The following is a 13,360-nucleotide window of genomic DNA, read 5'->3' as shown; positions in this document are numbered from 1 at the left end:
GATTGTGTACCGAATTATCCGCTCGGCGAGGATCACCCCGGCGCCATTTACCTGCAACCCAAGGAAAAGCGATGAGTACGCCACCGGCAGGCACAACGGAAAAAAAAATGTTTTCGCGAAATGACTATCTCGCGCCATTACCTATCCCCACCGGCAGAAAACCTTCTGATGTGCTCAATATCATCTGGCGCAAGAACGAGGTGTTTCTCGATATTGGTAACTACAGCATCGGTTCAGCAGTGATGGTGATGTGGCCGATGGTTATGCTGTTCTTAGGGCTGGCCTATCTTTTCAAAGATCCTGATGCATTGATTTTGGGAGCCTGCATCATGGTCATCCCGATTTTTTTCTTAATCCAAGGCCTCTTCCGCAAAGTCCCCTTACCCATACGCTTCAATCGCCAACGTCGCGAAGTCTGCGTCCCCCGCGACAACGGCGAGTACTGGGTTGTCCCTTGGGAAACCGTGACAGCCGCCGCCACTCAACAGTCATCAGTCAGTCAGGCCGGCAAAGCCACAATGGGCCTTCTGGTCATCGGTTTCGAAAACCCCGACCCGCACGCTACGGAAGACAGCAAGCATTTTTCGCTGGGCTTCAACTGTGGCGGCGGCACCACGGCAATGGCTCTGTGGGAATGCATGCGCAGTTATATGGAAATCGGTCCAGAGGCGGCACCGGATGCCGCAGCGCTTAATTCAGGGGCCAACCTGCGTTACTACATCGATTACATAAAGGATAAAGCCAAAGAACGTGGCTGGTTTTTGACCCTGTTATGGGAAGGTCTCGTTGGCATATTCATCTTCAATGCTCCTCTCGCCACCTACCTGCAAAGGAAGAAGCTTTACCCGCCACCCGATCTGCTCTACCCCAACATCATCGAATGGTCGAAACCACTCCCTCCGGAACAATGGGCCAAACGTTCCCCGGAGTTGGACGATGCCATCGTCAAACGCGAAACCGAATTGGCCGGACGAGTTGAGGCGCAGTCATGAGTACGCCACCGGCAGGCACAACGGAAAAAAAGATGTTTTCGCGCAATGACTATCTCGCGCCATTACCTATTCCCACCGGTAGGAAACCTTCTGATGTGCTCAACATCATCTGGCGCAAGAACGAAGTGTTTCTCGATATCGGTAACTACAGCATCGGTTCGGCGGTGATGGTGATGTGGCCATCGCTGATGGTGGTTCTAGCGATGTCATTCTTCACTCGAAATCTCGACTCTGAATTCAGCCGCGAAATTCTGATCCTTGGGGCAATTATTTTGGGCGTTCCTACGCTGATTTTGATCCAAGGCCTCTTCCGCAAAGTCCCCTTACCCATACGCTTCAATCGCCAACGCCGCGAAGTCTGCGTCCCCCGCGACAACGGCGAGTACTGGGTTGTCCCCTGGGAAACCGTGACAGCCGCCGCCACTCAACAGTCATCAGTCAGTCAGGCCGGCAAAGCCACAATGGGTCTACTGGTCATCGGTTTCGAAAACCCCGACCCGCACGCTTCGGACGACAACAAGCACTTTTCGCTGGGCTTCAACTGTGGCGGCGGCACCACGGCAATGGCGTTGTGGGAATGCATGCGCATTTACATGGAGATCGGGCCAGAGGCTGTTGAGGATCAAACCGCGCGTTTCGACAGGTCAAAAGGAATCTGGGCGACTTATCTGGATGATCTGATCAAAGCCGCGAAGTTGAGAGGCTGGTTCGTAACCGTTCTCTGGGAGGGGTTCTGCGGAATATTCATATTCAACACGCTGCTGATCGATGTGCTGGAGCGTTGGAAGTTGAACCCCCCTCCCGACTTGCCCTATCCCGACATCATCGAATGGTCAAAACCACTCCCGCCGGAACAATGGGCCAAACGCTCTCCAGAGCTGGAAGCAGCCATCGCCAAACGCGAGGCTGAACTGGCTGTAGGAACGATCTGAAACTCCTGGGCAATGGTTCTAAATCCCATGGACTCTGCCTATAGTCCTTTCTGTCACTGTTCAATCCAGTGACCGATCTTAGCCGGTCGAAACAAGATGGAATGTCCGTAAACCATTGGAGTTTGACCATGGCTAATTATCGCCCCCTGCAAGGCAACATAAGCACCACCCCCACGCTCTACATCGACACCGAAGCCAAGGCCTCGGCCCTTCTCGAAACCGCAAAGCATCGCTTGAACATCCTGCGCAATATGCTCAACAGCGTCAGTTGCCTGTGCGTCAATGATGCCGAAGGTCATGATCTGGAACACTTCGCCAGCGCCGCGCATATCCTGCTTCAGGACGGCTGTGACGCGCTGGATGCGTTGGGCTGGAAGCTGGATCGAGTCGCGCCCAGCCTTTGAAAGTTAAAAAGCCGCGACGGTGTCGCGGCTTTTTTTACGTCGGTCAGAACCCCCGCCGAATCCGGTTTTTCAGTTGTTCATGGAAAATCTCGGCGTTGCGTTTATAGGTGCCGCTGAACGATTCGTTGCTCGAGTCCAGCGTCATTGAACGCTTGCTCGACACTTCTTCACGATAGGCGTCGATAAAGAAATCCAGATCGCTGGCTGTGCTCAGCTTCGGCCATTTATCCAGATACAACGGTAATTCCGTCGGCCCGGTCTTGAACGAACAGATCCGTCGGTTGCTGATCGTCGCCTCGCCGATTTCAAACGGCACCCACCACGACAACGCAGTCTTTTCCGAAACCACCGCCAGCAAGTGCGTGCATTCAGTGATATTGCGGGTGATGACCCCGGTGATGTCGTCGGTTGTCTGCGATTCCGGGTCGAGCACGTCGAGGTAGGTTTTGATGTTGGCCTGGATCAGGCGGCTGTTGATGGCCATGGCGTGGGCGCGATCCATGTGGCGGTAGCTGATGAAGACGGGCATCAGAAGTGTCCTTTGAGGGCGAGTTCGCGGTAGTAGGCGCCGAGGGCGGTGAGGCGGCAGCCGGTGGAGTTGATGGCCGCGTAGTACATGTGTTCGGCGTCCACCGGTTCGATCAGGCTGTGGCGATTGCACATTTGCAGTTGTTTGAAGATGTCGCCGTGATCGGGATTGAACGTTGAGGCCGTGGGCTCGTAACTGGGATCGAGCCTGAATACGAAGCTGGGGTCGGAAAACCAGTCTTTGAGTTTGCGCAGGGTTTCTTCGGCGATCAGCGGCGCCACTTCGCGCAACGGCACAAACTGCGAAACATTGGTCTTGAACACCGGACGCTGCTCCCACGCCCCTAGTGCATTGTCGACAAACGAGTAAACGCTACCCGGTGTGACCTTGCCGAGCACGTTGGCGGCGCCACCGTGCAGGGCCTGTAACAGCAGGTCGGTGAACACACCGTGGCCGCGACTCTCGAGGGCGGCCTGTTCTTTTTTGCAGGCGGTGAGAATGGTCATGCCTTCGCCAATCACGCTGCTGCCACCGCGCAAGCCGCGCATGGCGCCGGCCGCGCCGGCCTGACAGCAATCAAGAATGATGATTTTGTTCTTGATATGCGGAGCCTTGTCGGCCCATTCCAGAATGTCGCTGATACGAATGCCTTCCCCACCCGGTTGGTAGTCTTGCGGAATCAGCAGCCCTTCATCAATGTTGGTGTCGAACTGACCGTGGCCAGCGAAATAAAGCAACGCCACATCACAATCGCCCGAAAACAAGCTTTGAATGTGCTGTTTCATCGCGGTGAGGGTCAGGTTTTCCTCGGCTGATGTCAGCACCTTGCTGCTGAAGTTCGGGCGTCCGCTGGCGTGACGTTCCAATACTGAAGCCATGGCCATTGCATCGTTATTGCAGCCGCTCAGACGCGAAACATGGTTGTAGTCGTTGATGCCGATAAACAGTCCCTTGCGCATGGTTACACCGCCGTGTGCTGGCGGATGGCGGCGACGATGCTTTTGGTGCTCCAGGCGCATTCGGCATGCGCCGCGTTGCGCACCACGGTAGAGATCCGCTCGGCGCCGAACGGTTTGATCGCGATGATCACCTTGCCCATGCGCTTGGCGATCTCGATTTCCTTGTTGATCCACTTGCTGTACGTCGAATACATGCCGGCCATGATCAGCACGGCCGAGCAGGGGCGGATCTTGTTTTCGATGGCTTCTTCCAGCTGTTTATCGGTTTGCGCGCCCATGATCGGGTTGTGCGGCGGTACGGAAAAATTCTTGAAAGTGAAATCCGCGTGAGCGCCGAGCAGGCGCACCAGATTGTCGTGGGCGTGGGGGTAGTTCCACGAATGGCTGATGAACAAGTGATAGGTTTGCATGGGGTTCCTCGAAGGTCGCGAGAATGCGAAGGAGGAACTGAATGTAGGCATCTGGAGGAGGCCTACAAGGTGCTGGCGGCAAAAGAGAAATGTCCTGCAAACAGGCGTGCAAACGCCTACAGAAAAGTCTGATGTTTAAGCGTTTTGCGGGTTTGTCAGGCGTGATCCGACAACCGGCAGCCCTGGGTCTCAGGGCTGCCGGTGCGTCTGTTTAATAGCCGTTTTCAGGCAGGCTGGCGATGATCGAGCGGTAGCTGTTCATTCGCTGCTGCTGCACGCGGCCATCTTCCAGGGCCTTGAGCAGTGCGCAACCGGGTTCGCGATCGTGCTTGCAGTCGCGGAAGCGGCAGGTGCCGAGCAGGTCGTTGAACTCGATGAAGCCGGCTTCGACGTCGGCGCGGCTGACGTGGCCGAGGCCGAATTCACGGATGCCCGGGGAGTCGATCAACTCACCGCCGCCGGGGAAGTGGAACAGTCGCGCGGTGGTCGTGGTATGCGTGCCTTGCCCGGACAGCTCGGACAACGGCCCGACGCGGGTTTCCACCTCAGGCAACAAGCTGTTGACCAGCGACGACTTGCCGACACCGGACTGACCGACGAACACGCTGATGCGCCCGTCGAGCTGCTGTTGCAGTTGTTCCATGCCGTTGCCGTGGTGCGCCGAGACTTCCAGCACCGGATAACCCAGCGTGCGGTAAACGGCCAGCAGGGCGTTGAGCGCCGGGGCGTTCTGCTCGTCGATCAGGTCGAATTTGTTCAGCAGCAGCAACGGGCGGATGCCGGCATGTTCGGCGGCTACAAGGTAGCGGTCGATCAGGTTGGCATGCGGCTCGGGCAGTGGGGCGAAAACGATGACGATCATGTCGACGTTGGCCGCGACCGGCTTGAGCTGGCCTCGGCTGTCCGGGCGGCACAGCTCGGTGCTGCGCGGCAGTTGCGCGACGATAACGCCGATGCCCTGGTTGCCGGCACGCCAGACCACCTGGTCGCCGGTTACCAGCGCGGGCAGGTTGGCACGCAAGTGGCAACGGAACACCTGGCCGGCGAGTTCGCCGTCCTTGGCCTCGACTTCGACCTGCACACCGAAGTGGGCAATCACCAGGCCGTGCTGTTCCGGGCCGAGGTCGCCGCCCTCCAGGGCTTCGACAGCCGAGGACTCGCGTTTGGCGGCGCGGGCAGCGCGCTCGCCCTGAATCTTTTCGATGCGCCAGTTTTGACGACGATTGAGTTGGCGTTTGGCCATGGGTGTTCCGTCTGAAGAATGCAGCGATTAGGTAAAACGGCCGCGAGTTTAGCACGCCCGGGCACCGGCCTAGGCTAAACTGCGCAGCATTGCCTAGGAGTCGAAATATGCAAAACCCGCAGAATCTGATCTGGATCGACCTGGAAATGACCGGTCTGGATCCGGATAACGACGTCATCATCGAAATGGCCACTATCGTTACCGACAGTGACCTCAACACCTTGGCTGAAGGCCCGGTGATCGCCATCCACCACAGCGACGAAGTCCTCGCGCGCATGGACGAGTGGAATACCCGCACCCACGGCAACTCTGGCCTCACTCAGCGCGTGCGTGACAGCCGCATCAGCATGGCCGAAGCCGAAGCGCAAACCATTGCCTTCCTGGAGAAGTGGGTGCCGAAGGGCAAGTCGCCGATCTGCGGCAACAGCATCTGCCAGGATCGCCGCTTCCTTTATACCCACATGAAAGCGCTGGAAAGCTACTTCCACTACCGCAACCTCGACGTCTCCACGCTCAAGGAACTGGCCGCCCGCTGGGCACCGGATGTGCGCGACAGCTTCAAGAAGGGCAGCACGCACCTGGCACTGGACGACATCCGCGAATCCATCGCCGAGTTGCAGCACTACCGCAAGCACTTCATCAAGTTCTGATTGAGCGGTGTCTGCACTGACGTCTTCGCGAGCAAGCCCGCTCCCACAATTTGGGATGCGTTCCCCCTGTGGGAGCGGGCTTGCTCGCGGCGAGGGCGACAGAGTCCTCGGAAGATTCAAGTCAGAAATGCATCCCGGAGCGCGCCCCCTTCTGGTGCGGCGCTGAAATGGCTAGACTGCGCGCCTTCCTGCCTGGATCGCCATCATGCTGCTAATGCTCTACCTCGTTGCCATTACCGCCGAAGCCATGACCGGTGCCCTGTCCGCAGGCCGACGCGGCATGGACTGGTTTGGCGTGGTGCTGATCGCCTGTGTCACGGCGTTGGGCGGCGGGTCAGTGCGCGATGTGCTGCTCGGGCATTACCCGCTGACGTGGGTCAAGCATCCGGAGTACCTGGTGCTGACCACCGTCGCCGCGATGATTACTGTGTTTACCGCCCGCTGGATGCGTCATTTGCGTTCGCTGTTTCTGGTGCTGGATGCCGTCGGTCTGGTGGCGTTTACCCTGATCGGCTGCATGACTGCTCTGGAAATGGGCCACGGCATGCTGGTGGCTTCGGTCAGCGGGGTGATTACCGGCGTGTTCGGCGGCATTCTGCGCGATATATTCTGCAACGACATCCCGCTGATCTTCCGCCGTGAGCTCTACGCCAGCGTGTCGTTCGCGGCGGCGTGGTGCTACATGCTGTGCCTGTATCTAAATGTGCCGAGTGAACAGGCGATTTTGATCACACTGTTCGGCGGCTTTCTATTGCGTCTGCTGGCGATCCGGTTTCATTGGGAGATGCCCAAGTTCGTCTATAACGACGCGCCTTGACGCTCGGCATGTTGTTTCAGCGCCCACTCTACATGCTCGCGCACCAGCTCTGACGGATAGTCGCGGCGGGCCTTCAAGGCTTCCAGCACCGGAATGCTCGACGGCGCATTACCGAGTCCCACTGCCAGATTGCGCAGCCAGCGCTCGTAACCGGCGCGGCGCAGCGGCGAGCCTTCGGTGCTGCTGAGAAACTTGTCTTCATCCCACATGAACAGTTCGGCCAGTTCGGCATTGTCGAGATTGTGCCGTGGCTTGAAATCGCTTTCCCCGGAAGGCTTGGCAAAGCGGTTCCACGGGCAGACGATCTGACAGTCATCGCAGCCGAATACGCGGTTGCCGATCAACGGGCGCAGGTCTTCGGGGATGGCGTTTTTCAGTTCGATGGTCAGGTAGGAAATGCAGCGCCGCGCGTCCAGCACGTACGGACCGACAAAGGCGTTGGTCGGGCAGATATCGAGGCACGCGGTGCAGCGGCCGCAATGTTCGCTGCTGTGCGGCTCATCCACCGGCAGCGGCAGATCGACGAACAGTTCGCTTAAAAAGAAATAACTGCCGGCCTTGCGGTTCAACACCAGGGTGTTCTTGCCGATCCAGCCCAGCCCAGCCTGTTCGGCGATGGCTTTTTCCAGCACCGGGGCGCTGTCGACAAACGCGCGAAAACCGAACGGTCCGATCTCGGATTGAATCTTGTCGGCCAATTGTTGAACACGTTTACGGATCAATTTGTGGTAATCGCGGCCCAAGGCATAACGCGACACGTAGGCTTTGTCCGGTTGCGCCAGGCGTTTGGCCATTTCGGTATCGCCCGGCAGGTAGTCCATGCGCAGCGAAACCACGCGTAAAGTGCCCGGAACCAGTTCTTCGGGATGCGAGCGTTTGCTGCCGTGGGCGCCCATGTAGTCCATTTCGCCGTGGTAGCCGGCCGCGAGCCAGCGCTCCAGATGCTGCTCATGTTCGGCCAGATCGAGGCCGCTGATGCCGACTTGCTGAAAGCCCAGCTCGCGGCCCCAATCCTTGATCGATTGGGCGAGGGCGGGCAGGTCTGTGGTGATGGCGGACATGAGGCGAGAGAAACCGGAGCTGAGGTGCGTATAATTCTGCCAGACATCGGAGCCCGAAGACGCATGCCGCACACGAAAGATGAATTACCCGACGCGCTGTACCGCGCCGCACAGGTGCGCGAACTCGATGCGCGGCTGATCGCTGCCGGTACGCCGGGCTTCGAATTGATGCAGCGCGCCGCCCATGCGACATGGCGGGCTCTGGTTCGGCAATGGCCTTCAGCGACCGAACTGAGCGTGTTGGCCGGGCATGGCAATAACGCAGGTGACGGTTATCTGGTCGCTGCGCTGGCGCGGCGCGCAGGCTGTACGGTTCGGGTGTTGGCGGTCGGTGACCTGCAGCGCTTGCAGGGTGATGCCGCATTGGCCCATGCCGAGGCGTTGGCTGAAGGCGTCACCGTGCAGGACTGGACTGCGCAAAGCGAGTTGCGCGGTGTCATCGTCGATGCCTTGCTCGGCACCGGCCTTGGCGGTGACGTGCGCGAGCCTTATGCCAGTGCGATCAAAGCGATCAATGCCGGCGGCTTGCCGGTGATCGCGGTGGATATTCCTTCCGGGCTCTGCGCCGATACCGGACATGTACTCGGTGACGCAGTCCGCGCCGACCTCACTGTCACCTTCATTGGTTTGAAAATCGGCCTGTTTACCGGTGACGCAGCGGATCACATCGGCGCGCTGGTGTTTAACGATTTGCAGGCTACGGCCGAAACCTGTCGTGACATTCATGTCAGCGCCGTACGCCTTAACGCGGCTAATCTTCCGCGATTGGCTGCACGTGCACCGGCAGCGCACAAAGGCCGATTCGGCCACGTGCTGCTGATCGGCGGCGATCACGGTTTCGGCGGGGCGATTCTGCTCAGTGCCGAAAGCGCCCTGCGCAGCGGCGCCGGCATGGTTTCGCTGGCCACTCGCCCGGAACATGTGCCGGCAGCCTTGAGCCGCGTGCCGGAAGCCATGGCGCTTGGCGCTTCATCGGCCAACCAGTTAATGGGCTTGATGGACAGGGTTTCAGTCTTGGTTATAGGGCCAGGTCTGGGGCAAGCGAGTTGGGGGCGGGCGTTGTTGTCCGCTGCGGCCAACGCGCCGTTGCCGCAAGTGTGGGACGCTGATGCGTTGAACTTGCTGGCGACCGGCTTCGTCAGCCTGCCCAAGGACTGCGTGATCACTCCGCATCCGGGCGAGGCTGCACGTTTGCTGGGGATCAGTACCGCACAAGTGCAGGCCGATCGTCCTGCTGCGGCATTGGCGTTGAGCAAAAAATATACAGCGGTGGTGGTGTTGAAGGGGGCCGGCAGTCTGATTGCGCATCCCGATGGACGTCTGGCGCTGTGTCATCAGGGCCATCCGGCCATGGCCACCGCCGGTCTCGGCGATGTGCTGGCGGGTTTGGTCGGCGCACTGCTGGCGCAAGGCATGAACGGTTTCGATGCCGCCTGCCTGGCGGTTTGGCTGCACGCCAATGCCGGTATGCAACAAGGGAAATTCGGCCGTGGGCTGGCGGCCAGTGATCTGATTCCAGCCATTCGTCAGTTGTTGGAGGAGCATGCACCGTGTCTGAAGTAACCCTGTACCTGGCCGATGAACAGGCCATGAGCGACTTTGGCGCACGGATCGCCCGCGTGACCCAGGGCCATGGCCTGATTTTTCTGGAAGGCAATCTGGGGATGGGCAAGACCACGCTGTCCCGGGGCATCATCCGTGGGTTGGGGCATGTCGGTGCGGTAAAAAGTCCGACCTTCACGTTGGTCGAGCCCTACGAGATCGGCGACATCCGCGCCTTCCACTTCGACCTGTATCGCCTGGTCGATCCGGAGGAACTGGAGTTTCTCGGCATCCGTGACTATTTCGAAGACGACGCCCTGTGCCTGATCGAGTGGCCCGATAAAGGTGCAGGCTTTTTGCCAAAGCCTGACCTGACCATTACCATTAGCCCGCAAGACAGCGGGCGTTCGCTGAAAATTTTGTCCCAGGGGTCGCGCGGCGAGGCCTGGTGTGCCGCTTTGGCATTGGAATCCAATTAAATGATGGGGTTAGGTATGCGCTTTCGCGCGTTGGTGGCTGCCGCTGGACTGATATTGATGGCAGTAACCGTCAACGCTGTGGCCGATACGAAGGTCAACAGCGTGCGCCTGTGGCGCGCACCGGACAACACGCGGCTGGTCTTCGACCTGAGCGGCCCGGTGCAGCACAGCGTCTTCACCCTGACTGCACCGGATCGGCTGGTGATCGACATCAACGGCGCCACCCTTGGCGCGCCGTTGAATGTGCAGACCGCGAACACGCCGATTACCGCGATGCGCTCGGCCCAGCGCACGCCGACTGACCTGCGGGTAGTCATCGACCTGAAGAAAGCCGTCACCCCGAAAAGCTTCTCGCTGGCGCCTAACGCGCAGTACGGCAACCGTCTGGTGGTCGATCTGTTCGACAACGCGGCCGATGCGGCACCAGCGCCTGTGCCTGCTCCAACGCCGTCAGTGGCGACCATGCCTGCGGTGCCAGTCACGCCTTCCGAGCCGGCAATCAAGTTGCCGCCGGCCCCGCCTGGCAAACGCGACATTATTGTGGTTATCGACGCCGGGCACGGTGGTGAAGACCCGGGTGCGTCCGGCTCACGCGGCCAGCGTGAGAAAGACGTGGTGTTGCAGATCGCGCGCGAATTGCAGCGTCAGGTCAACGGCATGAAAGGTTTCCGCGCCGAACTGACGCGTACTGGCGACTATTTCATCCCGTTGCGCGGCCGTACCGAGATCGCCCGCAAGAAGGGCGCCGACCTGTTCGTCTCGATTCACGCCGACGCCGCGCCGTCTGCGGCAGCCTTCGGTGCTTCGGTATTTGCCCTGTCTGATCGCGGCGCCACGTCGGAGACCGCCCGTTGGCTGGCCGACAGCGAAAACCGTTCCGACTTGATCGGTGGTGCCGGCAACGTCAGCCTCGACGACAAGGATCGTATGCTCGCCGGCGTGTTGCTCGACCTGTCGATGACCGCGTCGCTGACCTCCAGTCTCAACGTCGGTCAGAAAGTCCTGACCAACATCGGTCGTGTGACACCGCTGCACAAGCAGCGCGTGGAACAGGCCGGGTTCATGGTGTTGAAGTCGCCGGACATCCCGTCGATCCTCGTCGAAACCGGGTTTATCTCCAACGCCAACGAAGCCAACAAGCTCTCGGCATCGAGCCACCAGCAGGCGCTGGCACGTTCGATCAGCAGTGGCGTGCGCCAGTTCTTCCAGCAGAACCCGCCACCGGGCACCTACATTGCCTGGCTGCGTGATTCCGGCAAGATCGCCCAAGGCCCGCGTGATCACCGTGTCGGCCCGGGTGAGACCCTGGCGATGATTGGTGTGCGCTATCAGGTGTCGCCGGCGACGCTGCGCAGCGCGAATAACCTGAAAAGCGATGAGCTGAAAGTCGGTCAGCACCTGACCATTCCTGGCACCGAACTGGCGTCCAAAGAATGAATCAGGTGTCGAACGCAGCCCGCATCGAATTGCTTAGCCCGCGGCTGGCGAACCAGATCGCCGCCGGTGAGGTAGTTGAGCGCCCGGCATCGGTGATCAAGGAACTGCTGGAAAACAGCCTTGATTCCGGTGCCAAGCGCATTGATGTCGATGTCGAGCAGGGTGGCGTCAAGCTACTGCGCGTTCGCGATGACGGCAGCGGCATTTCGGCTGATGACCTGCCGCTGGCATTGGCCCGTCACGCCACCAGCAAGATCCGCAATCTGGAAGATCTGGAACAGGTGATGAGCCTGGGCTTTCGTGGTGAGGCATTGGCGTCGATCAGTTCCGTGGCGCGTCTGACCCTGACTTCGCGCACTCGCGACGCCGATCAGGCCTGGCAGGTCGAAACCGAAGGTCGCGACATGGCACCCCGTGTTCAGCCGGCGGCGCATCCGGTCGGCACTTCGGTGGAAGTCCGCGACCTGTTCTTCAACACCCCGGCGCGGCGTAAATTCCTCAAGACTGAAAAAACCGAATTCGATCACCTGCAAGAAGTGATCAAGCGTCTGGCGCTGGCGCGTTTCGACGTGGCGTTTCACCTGCGTCATAACGGCAAGACCATCCTCAGCCTGCACGAGGCCCACGATGATGCGGCCCGCGCCCGCCGTGTGGCGGCAATCTGCGGTTCGGGTTTCCTTGAGCAGGCGCTGCCGATCGAGATCGAACGCAACGGTTTGCACCTGTGGGGCTGGGTCGGTTTGCCGACCTTCAACCGTAGCCAGGCGGATTTGCAGTATTTCTTTGTCAACGGCCGTGCGGTGCGCGACAAACTGGTCGCCCACGCGGTGCGTCAGGCCTATCGCGACGTGCTGTTCAACGGTCGACATCCGACGTTTGCGTTGTTTTTCGAGGTCGATCCGGCGGCGGTAGACGTCAACGTGCACCCGACCAAGCACGAAGTACGTTTTCGTGACGGGCGCATGGTGCACGACTTCCTCTACGGCACGCTGCACCGGGCATTGGGTGATGTGCGTCCGGAAGACCAGCTCGCCGGTTCCGTGACCACCGCCATAGTCCGTCCGACCGGCCTTGATGCCGGCGAATTCGGACCGCAAGGCGAAATGCGTCTGGCGGCCAATGCGTTGCTGGAGCAGCCGCAGGCGCAACCGGCATTCAATACCTCGTCAGGTGGCAGCGCTGGTGGCGCTTATCAGTATCAATACACGCCGCGTCCGCAATCCGCCGTGCCACCGGCCGCCGAGGCCCAAGCGGCGTATCGCGAGTTTTTCGCGCCGCTGCCCGAGGCCAATGCCAACGCGTTGCCGGCCGGTCAGGAAGACATTCCGCCGCTCGGTTATGCGCTGGCGCAGCTCAAGGGCATTTACATTCTGTCGGAGAACGCCCAGGGCCTGGTGCTGGTGGACATGCACGCCGCTCACGAGCGGATCATGTACGAACGCCTGAAGATCGCCATGGCCAGCGAAGGCCTGAGTGGCCAGCCGTTGCTGGTGCCGGAATCGTTGGCGGTCAGTCAGCGCGAGGCTGATTGCGCCGAAGAACACGCGGCGTGGTTCCAGCGTCTGGGCTTCGAACTGCAGCGTCTGGGCCCGGAAACACTGGCGATCCGCCAAATTCCCGCACTGCTCAAGCAGGCCGAGGCCAATCGCCTGGTCGGTGACGTGCTGTCGGATTTGATGGAGTACGGCACCAGCGACCGGATTCAGGCACACCTGAACGAACTGCTCGGCACCATGGCCTGCCACGGCGCAATCCGCGCCAACCGGCGCCTGGCCCTGCCGGAAATGAACGGCCTGCTGCGTGACATGGAAAACACCGAGCGCAGCGGTCTATGCATCCATTTACGAGCGACCTGGACACTATTGTTCCTGTTTGATTTGTTAAAACTTTTTATGCGGTGTCTTT

Annotated in this window: 14 protein-coding genes; 9 read left to right on the top strand and 5 right to left on the bottom strand. The window is 59.8% G+C overall.

Annotated features, from left to right (window positions below; all coding sequences use genetic code 11):
* Positions 1-71 precede the first annotated feature (71 nt).
* The 3 genes from ACIONG_RS25415 to ACIONG_RS25405 all read left to right on the top strand — a co-directional run bounded on the left by ACIONG_RS25415 (position 72) and on the right by ACIONG_RS25405 (position 2,328).
* A complete protein-coding gene (locus tag ACIONG_RS25415; RefSeq protein WP_401303429.1) occupies positions 72-992 on the top strand; it encodes a DUF6708 domain-containing protein in 921 nt (306 codons plus the stop codon).
* Positions 989-1,924, top strand: a complete 936-nt coding sequence (locus ACIONG_RS25410) for a hypothetical protein (protein WP_401303427.1) — start codon at positions 989-991, stop codon at positions 1,922-1,924. Before ACIONG_RS25415 ends, ACIONG_RS25410 begins: the two co-directional genes overlap by 4 nt.
* A 128-nt stretch (positions 1,925-2,052) precedes the next feature.
* The gene (locus ACIONG_RS25405) at positions 2,053-2,328 is read left to right on the top strand and encodes a hypothetical protein (RefSeq protein WP_401303425.1); all 276 of its coding nucleotides are present in this window, start codon (positions 2,053-2,055) and stop codon (positions 2,326-2,328) included.
* 43 nt (positions 2,329-2,371) lie between these two features.
* Here the strand turns inward: ACIONG_RS25405 and ACIONG_RS25400 are convergent, their stop codons facing one another.
* The 4 genes from ACIONG_RS25400 to rsgA form a co-directional block, all read right to left on the bottom strand.
* Positions 2,372-2,857 carry a toll/interleukin-1 receptor domain-containing protein gene (locus ACIONG_RS25400; RefSeq protein WP_213027371.1) on the bottom strand — a complete coding sequence of 162 codons (486 nt, stop codon included), beginning with the start codon at positions 2,855-2,857 and terminating at the stop codon, positions 2,372-2,374.
* The gene (locus tag ACIONG_RS25395; RefSeq protein WP_401303422.1) at positions 2,857-3,816 is read right to left on the bottom strand and encodes a caspase domain-containing protein; all 960 of its coding nucleotides are present in this window, start codon (positions 3,814-3,816) and stop codon (positions 2,857-2,859) included. The genes ACIONG_RS25400 and ACIONG_RS25395 overlap by 1 nt, the downstream gene beginning before the upstream one ends.
* A 2-nt stretch (positions 3,817-3,818) precedes the next feature.
* A complete protein-coding gene (locus ACIONG_RS25390) occupies positions 3,819-4,226 on the bottom strand; it encodes a TIR domain-containing protein (protein ID WP_401303421.1) in 408 nt (135 codons plus the stop codon).
* A 211-nt stretch (positions 4,227-4,437) separates the two neighbouring features.
* Entirely contained in the window at positions 4,438-5,469 is a 1,032-nt protein-coding gene (gene rsgA, locus ACIONG_RS25385) for a small ribosomal subunit biogenesis GTPase RsgA (protein ID WP_103304655.1), read from the bottom strand.
* Between the two features lie 107 nt (positions 5,470-5,576).
* Here rsgA and orn point away from each other — a divergent pair, with 107 nt between their 5' ends.
* Positions 5,577-6,119 carry an oligoribonuclease gene (orn, locus tag ACIONG_RS25380; protein WP_401303418.1) on the top strand — a complete coding sequence of 181 codons (543 nt, stop codon included), beginning with the start codon at positions 5,577-5,579 and terminating at the stop codon, positions 6,117-6,119.
* A gap of 202 nt (positions 6,120-6,321) precedes the next feature.
* Positions 6,322-6,936 (top strand): trimeric intracellular cation channel family protein, encoded by a 615-nt coding sequence (locus ACIONG_RS25375; protein ID WP_213028731.1) that lies wholly within the window; start codon positions 6,322-6,324, stop codon positions 6,934-6,936.
* Here ACIONG_RS25375 and queG read toward each other — a convergent pair.
* Positions 6,918-7,997: a tRNA epoxyqueuosine(34) reductase QueG gene (gene queG, locus ACIONG_RS25370; RefSeq protein WP_103304658.1), complete on the bottom strand. Its 1,080-nt coding sequence runs from the start codon at positions 7,995-7,997 to the stop codon at positions 6,918-6,920. The genes ACIONG_RS25375 and queG overlap by 19 nt on opposite strands.
* Before the next feature lie 63 nt (positions 7,998-8,060).
* On the opposite strand from queG, the gene ACIONG_RS25365 reads away from it, so the two are divergent.
* From ACIONG_RS25365 to mutL, 4 genes are all read left to right on the top strand, one after another.
* Complete coding sequence (locus ACIONG_RS25365) at positions 8,061-9,560, top strand: NAD(P)H-hydrate dehydratase (protein WP_401303416.1); 1,500 nt, start codon at positions 8,061-8,063, stop codon at positions 9,558-9,560.
* A complete protein-coding gene (gene tsaE, locus ACIONG_RS25360) occupies positions 9,548-10,018 on the top strand; it encodes a tRNA (adenosine(37)-N6)-threonylcarbamoyltransferase complex ATPase subunit type 1 TsaE (protein ID WP_016985707.1) in 471 nt (156 codons plus the stop codon). The genes ACIONG_RS25365 and tsaE overlap by 13 nt, the downstream gene beginning before the upstream one ends.
* Before the next feature lie 57 nt (positions 10,019-10,075).
* Positions 10,076-11,455, top strand: coding sequence for an N-acetylmuramoyl-L-alanine amidase (locus tag ACIONG_RS25355; protein WP_371919316.1), 1,380 nt, complete (start codon positions 10,076-10,078; stop codon positions 11,453-11,455).
* 5 nt (positions 11,456-11,460) lie between these two features.
* Positions 11,461-13,360 (top strand): DNA mismatch repair endonuclease MutL (gene mutL, locus ACIONG_RS25350; protein WP_401303414.1); only part of this gene is annotated, 1,900 nt, incomplete at its 3' end.

Origin of the sequence: Pseudomonas sp. NPDC087817 (assembly GCF_044742875.1) — a bacterium.
Taxonomy (GTDB): domain Bacteria; phylum Pseudomonadota; class Gammaproteobacteria; order Pseudomonadales; family Pseudomonadaceae; genus Aquipseudomonas.
This window is presented reverse-complemented; position numbering and strand designations above follow the sequence as displayed.

What these genes read in the sequence shown, in the direction of transcription:
- ACIONG_RS25415 (WP_401303429.1), top strand. Translation starts at nt 72, where the DNA reads ATGAGTACGCCACCGGCAGGCACAACGGAAAAAAAAATGTTTTCGCGA.
- ACIONG_RS25410 (WP_401303427.1), top strand. Translation starts at nt 989, where the DNA reads ATGAGTACGCCACCGGCAGGCACAACGGAAAAAAAGATGTTTTCGCGC.
- ACIONG_RS25405 (WP_401303425.1), top strand. Translation starts at nt 2,053, where the DNA reads ATGGCTAATTATCGCCCCCTGCAAGGCAACATAAGCACCACCCCCACG.
- ACIONG_RS25400 (WP_213027371.1), bottom strand. Translation starts at nt 2,857, where the DNA reads ATGCCCGTCTTCATCAGCTACCGCCACATGGATCGCGCCCACGCCATG.
- ACIONG_RS25395 (WP_401303422.1), bottom strand. Translation starts at nt 3,816, where the DNA reads ATGCGCAAGGGACTGTTTATCGGCATCAACGACTACAACCATGTTTCG.
- ACIONG_RS25390 (WP_401303421.1), bottom strand. Translation starts at nt 4,226, where the DNA reads ATGCAAACCTATCACTTGTTCATCAGCCATTCGTGGAACTACCCCCAC.
- rsgA (WP_103304655.1), bottom strand. Translation starts at nt 5,469, where the DNA reads ATGGCCAAACGCCAACTCAATCGTCGTCAAAACTGGCGCATCGAAAAG.
- orn (WP_401303418.1), top strand. Translation starts at nt 5,577, where the DNA reads ATGCAAAACCCGCAGAATCTGATCTGGATCGACCTGGAAATGACCGGT.
- queG (WP_103304658.1), bottom strand. Translation starts at nt 7,997, where the DNA reads ATGTCCGCCATCACCACAGACCTGCCCGCCCTCGCCCAATCGATCAAG.
- ACIONG_RS25365 (WP_401303416.1), top strand. Translation starts at nt 8,061, where the DNA reads ATGCCGCACACGAAAGATGAATTACCCGACGCGCTGTACCGCGCCGCA.
- ACIONG_RS25355 (WP_371919316.1), top strand. Translation starts at nt 10,076, where the DNA reads ATGGCAGTAACCGTCAACGCTGTGGCCGATACGAAGGTCAACAGCGTG.